This is a genomic window from Bradyrhizobium sp. CAR08 (assembly GCF_052871955.1).
Window position 1 is genome coordinate 226,275 of the sequence record NZ_JBIXJX010000009.1, and the last position, 13,845, is coordinate 240,119.

13 protein-coding genes are annotated in these 13,845 nt (G+C 63.1%); 8 read left to right on the forward strand and 5 right to left on the reverse strand.

Annotation, left to right across the window (positions count from 1 at the left end; genetic code table 11):
* Positions 1-582: an SRPBCC family protein gene (locus ACIPUD_RS20630; protein ID WP_018458001.1), complete on the reverse strand. Its 582-nt coding sequence runs from the start codon at positions 580-582 to the stop codon at positions 1-3.
* Between the two features lie 1,163 nt (positions 583-1,745).
* Between ACIPUD_RS20630 and ACIPUD_RS20635 the strand changes: the two genes are divergently transcribed.
* On the forward strand, positions 1,746-3,818 hold the full coding sequence (locus ACIPUD_RS20635) for a DUF1217 domain-containing protein (RefSeq protein WP_446481443.1): 2,073 nt from the start codon (positions 1,746-1,748) through the stop codon (positions 3,816-3,818).
* 16 nt (positions 3,819-3,834) lie between these two features.
* On the opposite strand, the gene ACIPUD_RS20640 is transcribed toward ACIPUD_RS20635, so the two are convergent.
* Together ACIPUD_RS20640 and ACIPUD_RS20645 are read right to left on the reverse strand one after the other, a co-directional pair.
* Positions 3,835-4,695 carry a PCC domain-containing protein gene (locus tag ACIPUD_RS20640; protein WP_247401917.1) on the reverse strand — a complete coding sequence of 287 codons (861 nt, stop codon included), beginning with the start codon at positions 4,693-4,695 and terminating at the stop codon, positions 3,835-3,837.
* Positions 4,696-4,704: 9 nt separating this feature from the next.
* Positions 4,705-6,312 (reverse strand): acyl-CoA synthetase, encoded by a 1,608-nt coding sequence (locus tag ACIPUD_RS20645; RefSeq protein WP_446481444.1) that lies wholly within the window; start codon positions 6,310-6,312, stop codon positions 4,705-4,707.
* Between the two features lie 179 nt (positions 6,313-6,491).
* Between ACIPUD_RS20645 and ACIPUD_RS20650 the strand changes: the two genes are divergently transcribed.
* Together ACIPUD_RS20650 and ACIPUD_RS20655 are read left to right on the forward strand one after the other, a co-directional pair.
* Positions 6,492-6,848: a hypothetical protein gene (locus tag ACIPUD_RS20650; RefSeq protein WP_018458005.1), complete on the forward strand. Its 357-nt coding sequence runs from the start codon at positions 6,492-6,494 to the stop codon at positions 6,846-6,848.
* A 248-nt stretch (positions 6,849-7,096) separates the two neighbouring features.
* Positions 7,097-7,372, forward strand: a complete 276-nt coding sequence (locus ACIPUD_RS20655; RefSeq protein WP_018458006.1) for a GNAT family N-acetyltransferase — start codon at positions 7,097-7,099, stop codon at positions 7,370-7,372.
* A 53-nt stretch (positions 7,373-7,425) separates the two neighbouring features.
* Here ACIPUD_RS20655 and ACIPUD_RS20660 read toward each other — a convergent pair whose 3' ends face one another.
* On the reverse strand, positions 7,426-7,809 hold the full coding sequence (locus ACIPUD_RS20660; protein WP_085384623.1) for a DUF3597 domain-containing protein: 384 nt from the start codon (positions 7,807-7,809) through the stop codon (positions 7,426-7,428).
* Between the two features lie 334 nt (positions 7,810-8,143).
* On the opposite strand from ACIPUD_RS20660, the gene ACIPUD_RS20665 reads away from it, so the two are divergent.
* The gene (locus ACIPUD_RS20665) at positions 8,144-9,052 is read left to right on the forward strand and encodes a DUF2189 domain-containing protein (RefSeq protein WP_026233481.1); all 909 of its coding nucleotides are present in this window, start codon (positions 8,144-8,146) and stop codon (positions 9,050-9,052) included.
* 130 nt (positions 9,053-9,182) lie between these two features.
* On the forward strand, positions 9,183-10,007 hold the full coding sequence (locus tag ACIPUD_RS20670) for a lytic murein transglycosylase (protein ID WP_446481445.1): 825 nt from the start codon (positions 9,183-9,185) through the stop codon (positions 10,005-10,007).
* Between the two features lie 76 nt (positions 10,008-10,083).
* Here ACIPUD_RS20670 and ACIPUD_RS20675 read toward each other — a convergent pair whose 3' ends face one another.
* A complete protein-coding gene (locus ACIPUD_RS20675) occupies positions 10,084-10,410 on the reverse strand; it encodes a hypothetical protein (protein WP_018458010.1) in 327 nt (108 codons plus the stop codon).
* A gap of 617 nt (positions 10,411-11,027) precedes the next feature.
* On the opposite strand from ACIPUD_RS20675, the gene ACIPUD_RS20680 reads away from it, so the two are divergent.
* The 3 genes from ACIPUD_RS20680 (at position 11,028) to ACIPUD_RS20690 (ending at position 13,836) form a co-directional block, all read left to right on the forward strand.
* Positions 11,028-11,180, forward strand: a complete 153-nt coding sequence (locus ACIPUD_RS20680; RefSeq protein WP_018458011.1) for a DUF1127 domain-containing protein — start codon at positions 11,028-11,030, stop codon at positions 11,178-11,180.
* A 126-nt stretch (positions 11,181-11,306) separates the two neighbouring features.
* Positions 11,307-12,734 (forward strand): methylenetetrahydrofolate--tRNA-(uracil(54)-C(5))-methyltransferase (FADH(2)-oxidizing) TrmFO, encoded by a 1,428-nt coding sequence (gene trmFO, locus ACIPUD_RS20685; RefSeq protein ID WP_446481446.1) that lies wholly within the window; start codon positions 11,307-11,309, stop codon positions 12,732-12,734.
* Positions 12,735-12,741: 7 nt separating this feature from the next.
* Entirely contained in the window at positions 12,742-13,836 is a 1,095-nt protein-coding gene (locus tag ACIPUD_RS20690; protein ID WP_446481447.1) for a serine/threonine protein kinase, read from the forward strand.
* Positions 13,837-13,845: the final 9 nt, after the last annotated feature.

Here is a 13,845-nt window from a genome sequence, read left to right on the forward strand (position 1 = left end):
TCAGCTTCCGCTCTCGATCTTCTTCTTGAGTGCCTCGAGGCCCGCCTGGTACAGCCCCTTCACCGCCTTGACCGCGGCCTCGTCACTCAGCTCCGGCGGCGGCTCGTTGTTGGGAAAGCCACGATAGAACGCGCCGGCCCATTCCAGCGTCGAGCCCTTGCCGTCAGCGCTCGGCGTCACCGTCAATGTCGAGGAATAATTGGTGACCGGCAGCACCTTCACGTCCACATTGGTGATCCGGTAGGAATAGCTCATCGCGGCGGCGTCAAACTTGTAGAGCTCCTCGTCGACGGTCGCGCCTCCCGTCAGCGTCAGCTTGCGCGTCGCGCCGATCTCGTTGCCCTTCTCGCCCTCGGTCTTGGTGACAGGTGGCAGCCAGCTCATGTCCTGGAAATTGCCCATTGCGGCCCACACCTTGGCCGGGGCGGCGTTGATCTCGATGGATTCGCGCACCTTCTGACGGGTCGGCCCGTGGGCCCAGGCCGATGTCGAAACCGGGCCAAACGCCGCCGTCAAAGCCACCGCGCCCGCGGCAATCAGCACCGCGGCCAGGACCGTGCGCCGTCCAATCGTCACCCTCATCTCGTTTCCTCATACGTGTCGGTGATCATGCGCGACTTGAAGCGCGCTGGAATCATGGTAGCGCATTTTGCGGCCGCGGGGAGACCCGTTCGTGGCCGCGTTGCGGCGGGGCTCGCGCGCCCCACAACCCCTTGCCGCCCCGGCGGGCAAAACACCAATAAGCGGGTCAATCACGGCGCTTAAAAATATTTCTCTTTATCCGCATTTCGGATTATCATATAAAGAGCCATCCCAACCCGGCCGAGGGGCGGATCGCGATCGTCACGAACGCGGGATGGGACGTGGTGGACGTGGGCCACACCGGCGCGAAGGCTTCGCAGGGCGGGCAACCGTGAGCGAAAGTGTCGCGCACACGACCGGTGCAGCCTGCGTACGGCAAAATCGTGTGGTCCTGGCGCCCGGGGTCTGTGCGCCAAGTCTTGCGGTGATGCGTGCGGGCCGACCGGGCCGCAGCGTCAGCCATCCGCAAGGCGACGGGGGCAATAGTGCATCGCTCCCCGGGGAGATCACGACATAAGCCGTAAAACCACTGCGCAGGGAAGGCCGTGTGTTGGGCTTCACCTGTATGCCGCTGTGCAGCCTCTCGTAGCGCAACCTTCGCACAGTGGACCGTGGGTGCCAGCCGGCACCCGGCCTTCCCTGCGCCCTCGGCATTTTGGGGGCAAAGAATGCCGCAAAGCTCGGGCCGCACAGGCCGCGAGAATGCGAAACCGCGCGTATCACGCGAATAGCAATGCCAGATGACTTCGGGCTCTCGTGCCCCGGACGCGGCGCAGCGCCCCTTCGGCGATGCGCCCCAGAGCCGTGACCCATCCTGCGGCAGAATGCACGGCTTCTGGATCCCGGCTCAACGCCACACCGCCGTAAGCGCGTTTACGCGCGTCTTCGACGCGCTATGGCGCTGCGTCGCGTTCGGGACGAGAGCCATTCCGATCGATCTCTTGATCGGGACATATCCGGAACGCAACCCTCACGAAAGCTGTATCTGAGAAACATGCAGCAACAAAACCCGATATGCCTCGCGAGGGCAAACTTGAATCTGGGATCGCGGTCCGAAAATGGCCTTGGAGAACCTGGCTCTGAGACAGTTTGCCGGCATGAGGCCAGCCCCACCTCGCGACCCCGCAATGATTGACGGACGTCCGGGACCGTAGGAGTGCGCGATGGTATCAACGTATTTCAGTTACAGCTACATCACGCGCAATCTCAAGCAGTCCCTGACGCGGGTCGAACAGCAACAGGACGTAGCGCGAGAGGCCGCCTATTACAAAGCCCACATCGGCAAGGTGAAGTCCGTCGACGACTTCATGAAAGACTATCGCCTTTATCATTATGCAACGAAGGCGTATGGCCTGGAAGACATGGCCTACGCCAAGGCCTTCATGAAAAAGGTGCTGGAGAGCGACCTCTCCGACGCAAACAGCTTTGTCAACAAGCTGGTCGACAAGCGTTACCGTGAGTTCGCCGCCGCGTTTTCCTTCAATGGCAGTGCCACGCCGGTGGCGCAATCGGAGAACCAGACCGACGAGATGATTGGTCTGTACACGGCGACCAGGAAAAGCCAGGTCGATGCACTTGCCGGCGATTCGAATTACTACAGCGCCGAAATCGGTAACATCAGCGGTGCAAACCAGTTCCTGAACAACGACCGTCTTCGCAACTATGTCTATTCGGCGTACGGGATCGATCAAAGCAAGTGGTCGCGTGACACCATAAGCCAGGTCTTGCGCAGCGATCCATCCGATCCCAACAGCTACGTCAACACCACTTTCGCTTCTCAGCTAAGTGGCCTCAACGCCGACCTTGCTCAGGCCCGATCGGATGTCACCGCGGCCAATTCAAGGATCGCCGACTACACCGCCCAACTATCGCAACCGGGCGCGAACGTGACCCAGTTGAACGTCCAGATTCTGGTCGAAAAGCATCATTTGGAGTCATATGCGAGCAGCATTTCCAGCCTTAGCGAGCAGATAGGGACGATTGGCGGGTTCGTCGACCTGGCCGGTGCGTTCGAGTTTTCCTCCGACGGGTCGCTTCCGTCAGGTGTGTCGGCGCAGACTGCTGCAAATGTCACGATCACGAAACAGAAGTTCGACGACAGCAAGTCCGCCGTCTATTCGGCGGCAAGCCCGTTGAATGAAGCTTTTGCAATCAGGCAATTCAGAACTGCCATTCTCAAGATCAATTCAGTCCAGGCGTTCGTATCGACACCGGGCGTTTATGATTTTGCGCTGGGAGCTGTCGGCCTCGATCCCGCAAACGTCTCGCCGGCGACTGTCAAGGCTGTGCTCGAAAGCGACATCAACGACCCCAAGAGCTACGTCTATACCCTCAAGGACAATCGATATTTGGAGCTGGCCCGCGCCTTCAACTTCGACGCAAAAGGCAATCTGACGACCCCCTTGGTGGCTCAGGACCCGGCCGAAGTCCTGCAGATCGCGAAGGACTATGTCATTGGAGCGGTGAAGAGCGCCAGCACGGCAACGCCCCAGCAGCAGGCCGCCGTTCGGGCACAGGCCACGAAGGATGCGTCGGAATATCAGCAAGCCATCACCGGCATCGACAGTGTTTCCGATCTTCTCGCAAACAGGCCGATGGTCGATTTCATTCTCTTGGCCAAGGGTCTGGATCCCAGGAAGGTCAGCACCGAATTTCTCAAGAAGATCTTCAGCTCCGACCTGAACGATCCAAAGAGCTTCGCGAACACCGAGAGCGATCCTCGCTTTGCCGAAATCGTGGCGTCGTTCAATTTCGACAGTAAAGGCAACGTCGCGCGTCTTCCGATGATGGGTCCGCAGAAGCGGGATCAGTTTCGGGAAACACAAGCGAACTATGTCGAGCAAAGCCTGGAGCAGCAGCAGGGCGATGCCAATCCCGGCGTGCGCCTTGCGCTCTATTTCCAGCGAAAGGCGGGGGACATCACGTCCGCATACGACATCCTTGCCGACAAGGCTCTTTCGGAGGTGTTCAGGACCACTTTCGATTTGCCTGACTCGATGGCGGCGATGCCGATCGATCAGCAGGCCAAGTTCGTAGACAGATTCATGAAGATCAAGGATCTGTCCGATCCCGCGAAGGTGACAAAGCTGTTGAGCCGTTTCTCCGCCATGTATGACATCAGAAACAGCCAGAGCACCGGCCAGGGTCAATCCCCCCTGCTCAACCTGTTTCAGGGATCCAGTTCGGGGATCAGTGACTCCACATACTTGGCCATCGCCAAGCTGCGCACCCGCTGATGATCGCTCGCCGATACTAGCCCAACACCTCGAGCACCAGCTCCATGGTCATCAGCACGGGATTGTCGCCACGAATCAGACGGCCCTCCGCTATGCCGCCAGTGTAGTCGATCAGGGCGACATCGAGTGCGGCTTCGAGGGCGCCGGAGGAGCCGGCCGCAATCGCGCCGCCGGTTACCGCAAGCTCGGTCGCGAAGGGCTCAGTCACGCCGCCATGGGTGAAGCGCGCCCCAATGGTCGAGCCGACACCGCCATGGATCCTCGCGCGCGCGATGCCTTGCGCGCGGCAGAAGTCTTCGAGACAGCCCGCGAAATCCTGATTGGGGCGCAGCCGCAGCGCGAAAGCGCGGCTGGTCGTGCGTGCGCCGGTGCTCGCAGCCGCCACGGGCCCGAACAGCTTGAAATTGGTCTCGGGATCTGGCTCTGCGGCGAACATCGCACCATCGATGCCGAAGGCCTCGACCTCGAACGGCTCGGCGACATCGGTCACGTCCGGCAGCATGTGGCCACCACCGGCGCGGCCATCAGCCTCCGTCCACAGCCCATGGCAATGAAAGAACGGGGCGCCATCGCGCATGCCCAGCGTCATGCTGCCGAGCCTGGTGCGCGTCACGCCGCTTGGCCGGAATGTGTCGCTATAAAACGCGGCGTTCTCGCTGGTCTTCGACAGCGCCGGCATGACATAGCCGAACGGCCCGAGCGCGCCGCGCCCGAAGCTGAGCACGCCGCCGGCGAATCCCTCCGCGGCGAAACCGCGGCGCGCCGCCTCCAGCAGCGGCAGACCTGCTTGAAGCGTGAAGGAGAAAGCGCGTCCCCTCGCCTCCGCCCATTGGATGCGCTCGGCGACCGGCGCGCCGGGCTGCTTGATGCTGCGCATGACCTTCGCTCAGCCCGCCCGTGTCTTGTCGAGATCGAGCAGCCCGCGCGCCTCGAGCTCGTCGCGAACCATCCGTTTGGGAACCTTGCCGTAGCCGGATTTCGGCAAGGCCTCCCAAAAGAAGAACCGCTTCGGCATCTTGTAGCGGGGGACCTTGGGGCCGAGGAATGCCGCCATCTCCGCTTCGCTCACCGGCTTCGCGCCTTCGCGGGCGACGCAGACGGCAACGCCGACCTCGCCCCAGGTCGCATCGGGTACGCCGAGCACCGCGACCTCGCCGACGCAAGGATGGGTCAGAATCTTCTCCTCGATTTCGCGCGGATAGATGTTGGAGCCGCCGGAGATGTACATGTCGGAGGCTCGTCCCGTGATGTAGACGAACCCCTCCTCGTCCATGTGGCCGAGATCGCCAGTGCGGAACCAGCCGTTGCGGAAAGCCTTCGCATTGGCTTCGGGATTGTCATAGTAGCCGGCCAGCACCGCGGGGCCGATTACGCAGATCTCGCCGCTCTGGTTGGCGCCGAGTTCACGGCCCTCGTCGTCCTGGATCGAGACCTGCATGCCGGTACGCTCGAAGCCACAGGTGCCGATCTTCGCGTGCGGCCCGTCCTCGGGGTCATGCAGCGCTGCCGGCAGCACGGTGATGTTGCCGGTCACCTCGCCGAGGCCGAAATACTGCACGATCACCTTGCCGAGCTTCCTCAGCGCAGCCTTCTGGTCCTCGCGATACATCGGCGCACCCGCATAGATCACATGGCGCAGCGAGGAATGATCGTATTTGTCGGCGGCGGGATGCTCGACCATCATCTTCAGAATGGTCGGCACCACGAAGAGATTGCTGACGCGATGCGCCTCGATCAGGCGGAACGCCTCGTCAATGTCGAATTTCTCCGTCGGCAGCAGCACGGTGCACACGCCGCGCGCGGTCTGCACCAGCTGATGCACGCCGGCGCCATGCGACAGCGGCGCCACCACCAGCGAGGCATCTGCTTCGGTGACGCCGGGCGTAAGATCGGCGAGATGGTTGGTGACGACAAAACCCATCTGACCGTGGGTGAGCACCGCAGCCTTGGAGCGGCCGGTGGTGCCCGATGTAAAGAAGAACCAGCAGGGATCGTCGTGCTCGACTGCGACGTTCTCGACCACCGTGCCGGCGCGCGACGCGACGGCATCCGCAACCGACGTCTCGGCAAACGGCGCCCGACCGTCGATGCTCCAGGTGAATTCCAGCGCGCCACCGCTTACGGCCGCGGCGTGCTCGGGAAAATCGACATGGCACAGAAACGCCTTCGCGCCGGAGGCCCGCGCGAGATAGGCGACCTCGTCCGGCATCAGGCGGAAATTGGTGGGTACCCAGACCGCGCCAAGCCGGAACGCGGCGAACATCGAGAAGAACATCTCATCGCCGTTCTTGGAATGAACGAGGATGCGGTCGCCCTTCGCGATCCCGCGCGCCGCGAGAGCGGCTGCCAGTGCCGAGACCTGCGCATCGATCTCGCGCCAGGTCCAGGATCTGTCGCCCCAGACGAAACCGGGACGCGCCCCATGCCGCCGCGCATTCTGGGTCAGCATGTGAGCGAGATTCATGACGCGGCGGGACATGCGCAGGGGCTGCATCGGGCTTCCTCTTCGGCGGCGGACGGCACGCGAGCCGCCCGCTCATTGCAGCCCATTTATCGCCATCGCCAGGAGCCCTGCAAGGTTGCCGGGCGCAGCGCAGCCCATCCAACCGTTCAGGAAATTTTAAACATGATCGGCGCAACCTCGCTCAGTTCTCGCGTACAGAGTGCCGCATCATGGTCAAAGCGCCCGCCCTCCTCATGTTATCGCTGGCGCTTGCCGGATGTGCCGTGGGCCCACAAGCGCACCTCGCCTCCGATCCTGCCTTCAAGCCCGCGCGCTATGCCTGGGACGGCGCCGGCGAAAATCCCAATCACCCGCGCGCTGCTTCAGAACCAGTGCGCGCGGCCCGATCCGAGCGCAACAGGTCGCAAGCCGCGCTTCAGCCCTATTCAAAGGAATGGTGGCAGGCGAAGGATGGCATCGAGGAGGAACGGGACGCCATGGTCAACCGTTCCCTCGTCATCTGCCAGGGATGCCTGCGCCCGCAGGCGCAGCCGGAGGATTCCAGGCTCGCCAAGGCGACCGATTGAAGCATCCGGGCGATCAGGCCTAGGAAGAGATCCAACGCCGGCGTTGCGAGAAGCGGCGGGGGGCTACAACGCCCCGAGCTTCCATAACGACTCCTGCACCGTCGGCAAGCCCGGCTTCAATTCCAGGCTGAGCGGGACACGCAGTTTCCGGATATCTCCCCTGCGGCAACCACTCTTGCTCGCACCTTGGCAAGGACCGGTTGAGGCGCCTAGATCAGAGGCAAGCAGCATGTCGGAAGGATTTTTGCATGGCGCCGTCGGTACGGGATAACAAGGACAGAAGCCGCTTCGAGCTCGATGTCGGCAGCGAAATCGCCTTCGCCAATTACCGGCTGACGCCGTCGGCGGTGATCATCACCCACACCGAGACGCCGCGCGCGCTGCGCGGCCGCGGCATCGGCTCCGAGCTGGTCAAGGGCGCGCTGGAATTGATCCGGCGCGACGGCAGGAAGGTGATTGCCGGTTGCGGTTTCGTCGTCGATTATCTCGACAGGCATCCGGAAGATGCGGATCTCGTCGCCTGAATGCAAAAGGGCCCGCGCGATCGCGGGCCCTTGGATTGCGACCGGGCGATCGGTCAGTGCTTGATCTCCGGCGGCAGCTTGCCGCCATTGGCGGCGAGCTTGGACATCACCTGCTTGTGCAGCCAGACGTTCATGGTCGCGGAATCGTTAGTGTCGCCGCTGTAGCCGAGCTCCTTGGCGAGGTCCTTGCGCGCAGCGAGGCTGGAATCGATGTCGAGCGCCTTCATCAGATCGACGATCGAGGTGCGCCATTCCAGCTTTTCGCCCTTGTGCGCAGCGGCCGCCGCGTCGACGATCGAGGCAACGTCCACCGTCGCCGCGGATCCGCTCGGCGCGGCCCCTGCGGGCGCGCTGCCCGACGGTGCGCTGCCTGCGGGCGCGGCGGAAGCTGGCTGGCTACCGAAGATCGCGCCCATAATTTTCCCGAAAATGCTCATGTCTGCTCCCCGAAAAGGACCCGCTGGAAGGGCCTTGAGTGGCACTTATAGACCAAGTTGCGTCGTTGCGCCCGCCAAAGTTCCGCGAACAAGCACGCAGCATCAGCTTATCTGCGGCGAAATAACGACCGAATGACACTGTAGAGATTGCACCGCGGCATCGAATCTCACCCAAGCGTGAGGGACAGGACTCGCAAATGGGCGTACGATTGACGTTCAGTTCGCGATGCCATCCGGAATTCGCGTCTGGTTGGGGATCGCGAAACTCAGAATAGCGGCCGCTTGCGCCGTTGCTGGCGCCAGATGCGGCCGCATGGCAAGGGAGCTAGCGACCATGGCCACACTCTACCCGGGCAATGTCCCGTCCATGGCCCAGACCGCCGAAGCGGCTGGACCGGTGATCCGAACCATCCAACTCTCCGATCTGCAGGATGCGCTCAAGCGCGGCTGGGACGATTTCAAGGCGGTGCCGAGCCACGCCATCATCCTCTGCGTGATCTATCCTGTGCTGGGCCTCGTGCTCGCCCGCGTGGTGATGGGCTATTCAGTGTTGCCGTTGTTGTTCCCACTGGCCGCAGGCTTCGCGCTAATCGGCCCGTTCGCCGCTCTCGGTCTCTACGAGCTCTCCAGCCGGCGCGAGCGCCATGAGGAGGCCAGCGCCTGGGACGCCATGGAGGTGCTGCGTTCGCCCTCGTTCGGCGCCATGCTCGGTCTCGGCGCGCTGCTGCTGGCCCTGTTCGTGACCTGGGTTGCGACCGCGCAGGCAATTTATGTCGCCGCTTTCGGCTATGAAGGCGCATCCGGGATCTCGGATTTTCTGACGCGCGTGCTCACGAGCCGGCAAGGCTGGTGGCTGATCGTGGTCGGCTGCGGCACCGGCTTCCTGTTCGCCCTTGCCGCGCTGTGCATCAGCGCCGTGTCGTTCCCGCTGATGCTTGACCGCCATGCCGGCGCGTTCGAGGCCATGGTGACGTCACTGCGCGTCGTCGCGAAGAACCCGGTGCCGATGGCGGCCTGGGGCCTGATCGTGGCCGTCCTGCTGGCGCTGGGCACCATTCCGGCCTTCCTCGGCCTTGCCGTGGTGGTCCCCGTGCTCGGCCATGCCACCTGGCATCTCTACCGCAAGGTGATCGCGGCCGATCCGGGCGCGCGTCCGGTGCCGCCTCCGCCGCATCGTGCACGCAAGCCGGCCGCCGACTTCCCCGCCAACCTCTTCCCCTGGCGCAATCGGACCGACGCCTGACGATATCGTGACATGCGATCCTGCCCCGGTGCGGGCAGGATCGCGCACTGTCATACGCCTTGCTTTGGCCGCGGTTTCCATCGAGATTGCGCGCGCCGTTCAGATCACTTCACGGAATTTATTTGCTCGAATGACCCCGACGATTTCTCGTCTCGCCCTCGCAGCCTTAGCCATCACCGCGTCCATCCTATCCGCTCAGCCAGCGCTCGCCGCTGTTGCCTGCGGTTCAGGCAATTTCGACGCGTGGCTTGCAGACTTCAAAACGGACGCCGCGGCCAAGGGCGTCTCGCAACAGGCCATTTCCGCCGGGCTCGCCGGTGTGACGCTCGATCAGAACGTGCTCAACCGCGACCGCTCGCAGAAGGTCTTCGGCCAGACCTTCGAGGAGTTTTCCGGCCGCATGGTGCCGCCGCGCCTGACGCGCGGCTCCAACATGATGAAGCAATACGGCTCGGTGCTGTCGCGTATCGAGCAGACCTACGGCGTGCCTGGCGAGGTGCTGGTCGCGATCTGGGGTCTCGAGACCGATTTCGGCGTCAATACCGGCAAGTTCGCGACCATCCGCTCACTGGCGACGCTGGCCTATGACTGCCGGCGCTCCGAGCAGTTTCGCGCCGAGCTGTTGGATGTGCTCCGCATTGTCCAGCGCGGCGACCTCGCACCGGCCGACATGAAGGGCGCCTGGGCCGGCGAGCTCGGACAGACCCAGTTCATGCCGTCGTCATGGATGAAATACGCCGTCGATTTCGACGGCAATGGTAAGCGCGATCTCCTGCACAACGCCCCTGACGTGCTCGCCTCCACCGCGAACTATCTTGCCGGTTATGGCTGGCAGAAGGGTAAGGATTGGCAGCCGGGCAGTCCGAATTTCGCGGTGCTGCAGCAGTGGAACAAGAGCGAGGTCTACTCGAAGACCGTCGCCTATTTCGCCACCCAGCTCGCGCGCGCCCCTTAGATGAGATGCTTGCAGGACAAAAGCGTAGGGCCGATCGCTCGGCGACCGGCCCTCTCCTAATGCGTTCCTGAAGTTCCTATTTGCCCATGGTGGCGTGCATCGCTTTGTTCAGATGCGCGCCGCACGCACCCATTTTGCCGTTGAGCAGCGAGTCCTGCGCGGCCGCGATCTCCTTCTGCGCGACGAACTTGCCGTCACCATCGGCCATGTTTTCGATCGCGGTCTCTGTCTTCTCCAGATTGGCCGAGCTGCAGCCGCCGGCGGCGTGCTTGGCGGCCTGGGCCGGCGTGACGGCGAACGCAACGGCGGCAATTGCGATAACCCCGAGTAACTTCGTCATGACGTTACCTTCCTTCTCTTGTTCTTGGGCCAGAGCCAGCGACATTGCCGGAATCTGCGACATCACCTTCCTCCGGGCGCGGCAACTTGACGCAATGAATTCCCCGCGAGAATTGCGTGATGTTGCGCGGCGCGCAGAGCTGCATGCAAAATTTCTGATTTTCATTACACGCTTGTAATCAACGCCACACGTTCAGCGTGTGTGCACTGCGAGCGGGGACGGTTGTGGCTAACCAAGCGGGATAGTCCTGACTCGCCGCCCTTCGTCATGTGGATCCGCTGCAACCAGGCGAATCGCTGGCGAGAGTTGGCAAAAGTGTACGCACGCGCCAAGTAATGAGTATCAATTCATTAGAATCATGCGATTCTCGCATGTGAGACTTGGTTATAGAAGCTAGTCGATCCGCTTGCGGACAAGAGCAAAGCGACTTATTTCGCTCCGAACGGAACCGACTAGCCCATAGCAAATCCGTGAATTCACGGGACTTCAGACCTGTGCTCCCCGTTCCGCCTACCCTTTGGGCGGGAGTGCTTTCGGGTTAATCGTCCGTTACCAGCGCCATGCACTCAGCGCTTAGCTGCATCGCAGCATCGGAACTTTCGCACTGCACCACTCTCACCTATATTCATTTCAACGATGAGGCTCGGGCAAGAGCTGAATCGAACTACAGGAGATTACCAATGCTGCTCTCGCTCATCCGCATGATCCAAGCTTTCCGGGACTATCAGCGCAATGTTGCCGAGCTGTCCCAGCTCAGCGATCGCGAGCTTTCCGATATCGGCCTCGATCGCTCGGACATCCCGCGCGTTGCCGCCGGTCAGTATCAGGGCTGATATCGTTCAGCCCTGAACCGGACGGACCGATAGCGCCCGCCTCGTGCGGGCGTTGTCGCATCCGGAGGCAGAAAACTCGATCTCGGCGATTCCACTGATCGCCGAAAAGCGCTACCTGTCCGCCCCATGACAGGACCCCAATCAAATACCGTGCACGTGATCGGCGCAGGCCTTGCCGGCTCCGAAGCCGCCTGGCAGGTGGCCGAATCCGGCGTGCCCGTGGTGCTGCACGAGATGCGGCCGACCCGCATGACCGAGGCACACCGCACCGATGGGCTTGCCGAGCTCGTCTGCTCCAATTCGTTCCGCTCGGACGATGCCGCCAACAACGCCGTCGGCCTGCTGCATGCCGAGATGCGCCGCCTCGATTCGCTGATCATGCGCGCAGCCGACGCCAACCAGGTACCCGCCGGCGGCGCGCTGGCGGTGGACCGCGACGGCTTCTCGGCGGCCGTCACCAAGGCGCTGAACGATCATCCGCTGATCGAGATCGCCCGCGGTGAGGTCGCAGGCCTGCCGCCGGCCGAGTGGAGCAACGTCATCGTTGCGACCGGCCCCCTCACTTCGGCGCCGCTGGCCGATGCGATCCGCGAGTTGACCGACGAGAACGCCCTCGCCTTCTTCGACGCGATCGCGCCGATCGTGCACCGCGAATCCATCGACATGTCGGTGGCCTGGTTTCAGTCACGCTACGACAAGGTCGGTCCCGGCGGCACCGGCGCCGACTACATCAACTGCCCGATGACAAAGGAGCAGTATGACGGCTTCGTCGCAGCGCTGGTCGCCGGCGAGAAGACCGAGTTCAAGGAATGGGAGACCAACACGCCCTATTTCGACGGCTGTCTGCCAATCGAGGTCATGGCGGAACGCGGCCCCGAGACTCTCCGCCATGGACCGATGAAGCCGGTCGGCCTCACCAATCCGCACGATCCCACCACCAAGGCCTACGCGATCGTGCAGCTGCGCCAGGACAACAAGCTCGGCACGCTCTACAACATCGTCGGCTTCCAGACGAAACTGAAATACAGCGAGCAGCAGCGCATCTTCCGCACCATTCCGGGGCTGGAGAAGGCCGAATTTGCTCGCCTCGGCGGCCTGCATCGCAACACCTTTCTCAACTCGCCAAAGCTGCTCGACGGGCAATTGCGCCTGCGCGCGCAGCCGCGGCTGCGCTTTGCCGGCCAGATGACGGGCTGCGAGGGCTATGTGGAATCCGCCAGCGTCGGCCTGATTGCCGGTCTCTATGCGGCAGCGGAGGTGCGCGGCGAGACGCTTGCGAGTCCGCCGGTCACGACTGCGCTCGGATCCCTGCTCGGCCACATCACCGGCGGCCATATCGAGACCATCGAGCCCGGCACGCGCTCGTTCCAGCCGATGAACATCAATTTCGGCCTGTTCCCGCCGCTCGCCAGCGCACCGACGAAGAAGCCCGACGGAAGCCGGCTGCGCGGGAACGAGAAGACGGTGGCCAAAAAGCAGGCGATGAGCGCGCTGGCGCTCGCCGATCTCGATCGCTGGATCGCCGATCACCTGCGCATTGCCGCCGCGGCGTGAGTTTTCGATGAACCTTCCCAAAGACGACGCCGCAACACTCTCGGCGCGCTGGACCGAGGGCGTGCTGCTCAAGCGCGACGTGTTCTCGACCGTCGAGCGCGGCCGATTCCGCGACGATGACGGCGAGGTCGACGCGGTGCAGCGCCGCCTCGACGAGGTGCCGTGGTGGTCATTCCTTTTGGCGCGCCACCTGTTCGCCCGCGAGAAGCATGCGCTGGCACTCGCTAAGGGACTCGATGTCGGCCCGGAGCTGCTGTGGGCCGGACGCCGCGCGCTGGTGCGCAGCTTCGTCGATGGTGTCGCACTGCATCTGGCGAAACCGCATGGCGACCTCGCCTATTTTCGCTCGGCGAAGGCCGCGCTGCGACGGCTGCGCCGCGCCGGAATCTGCCACAACGATCTTGCCAAGGAACAGAACTGGCTGGTCGGCCGCGACGGTCGCGCCTATGTGACCGACTTCCAGCTCGCCGCCTGCTTCGACCGTCGCGGCCGGCTTTACCGGATCCTGGCCTATGAAGATCTCCGGCATCTGCTCAAGCACAAGCGATCCTACGCGCCCGAGGCGCTGACGCCGCGCGAGCGCAAGATCCTGGCGAAGAAGTCGTTCGCCGCCAGCCTCTGGCTCGCCACCGGCAAGAAGGTCTATCGGGCAATCACCCGCGGCCTGTTCAACTTCACCGACCGTGAAGGCGGCGGCCGAAGGCTCGTCAACGACGCGCCGGTGCTGGCAGAATTGATCCGCAAGAACCCCGCCGTGCGCGACACCGCCATCGTCGCCTTTGCCGACCGCCGCTCCGGTGTCGGCCTCTATGCCTTCGTCGAAGCCGATCAGGCCGCGCTCGAAGGCCAATTGCGCAACGAGCTCACCGCTGCCAAGGGGCCAAAGCCGCCGGAACACATCCAGGTCGTGCACGCACTGCCACGCAATCCGGACGGCAAGCCGCGCACGGAGATCCTGCAACTGGTCGCCATGAACCAGCTCGACCTGATCGAGCCGATGATGAAGAACGACCAGGACCGTGCTTTCCTCAAGGACATCCTGGAGCAGCGCAAGAACCTGCGCGACCGCTTCAATTTCGAGGCCGACCTGCCGGCGAGCTAACGTGGATCA

Bases quoted from the DNA above. Each gene is read 5' to 3' on its own strand.
- ACIPUD_RS20630 (WP_018458001.1), bottom strand. From the start codon at position 582: ATGAGGGTGACGATTGGACGGCGCACGGTCCTGGCCGCGGTGCTGATT.
- ACIPUD_RS20635 (WP_446481443.1), top strand. From the start codon at position 1,746: ATGGTATCAACGTATTTCAGTTACAGCTACATCACGCGCAATCTCAAG.
- ACIPUD_RS20640 (WP_247401917.1), bottom strand. From the start codon at position 4,695: ATGCGCAGCATCAAGCAGCCCGGCGCGCCGGTCGCCGAGCGCATCCAA.
- ACIPUD_RS20645 (WP_446481444.1), bottom strand. From the start codon at position 6,312: ATGCAGCCCCTGCGCATGTCCCGCCGCGTCATGAATCTCGCTCACATG.
- ACIPUD_RS20650 (WP_018458005.1), top strand. From the start codon at position 6,492: ATGGTCAAAGCGCCCGCCCTCCTCATGTTATCGCTGGCGCTTGCCGGA.
- ACIPUD_RS20655 (WP_018458006.1), top strand. From the start codon at position 7,097: ATGGCGCCGTCGGTACGGGATAACAAGGACAGAAGCCGCTTCGAGCTC.
- ACIPUD_RS20660 (WP_085384623.1), bottom strand. From the start codon at position 7,809: ATGAGCATTTTCGGGAAAATTATGGGCGCGATCTTCGGTAGCCAGCCA.
- ACIPUD_RS20665 (WP_026233481.1), top strand. From the start codon at position 8,144: ATGGCCACACTCTACCCGGGCAATGTCCCGTCCATGGCCCAGACCGCC.
- ACIPUD_RS20670 (WP_446481445.1), top strand. From the start codon at position 9,183: ATGACCCCGACGATTTCTCGTCTCGCCCTCGCAGCCTTAGCCATCACC.
- ACIPUD_RS20675 (WP_018458010.1), bottom strand. From the start codon at position 10,410: ATGTCGCAGATTCCGGCAATGTCGCTGGCTCTGGCCCAAGAACAAGAG.
- ACIPUD_RS20680 (WP_018458011.1), top strand. From the start codon at position 11,028: ATGCTGCTCTCGCTCATCCGCATGATCCAAGCTTTCCGGGACTATCAG.
- trmFO (WP_446481446.1), top strand. From the start codon at position 11,307: ATGACAGGACCCCAATCAAATACCGTGCACGTGATCGGCGCAGGCCTT.
- ACIPUD_RS20690 (WP_446481447.1), top strand. From the start codon at position 12,742: ATGAACCTTCCCAAAGACGACGCCGCAACACTCTCGGCGCGCTGGACC.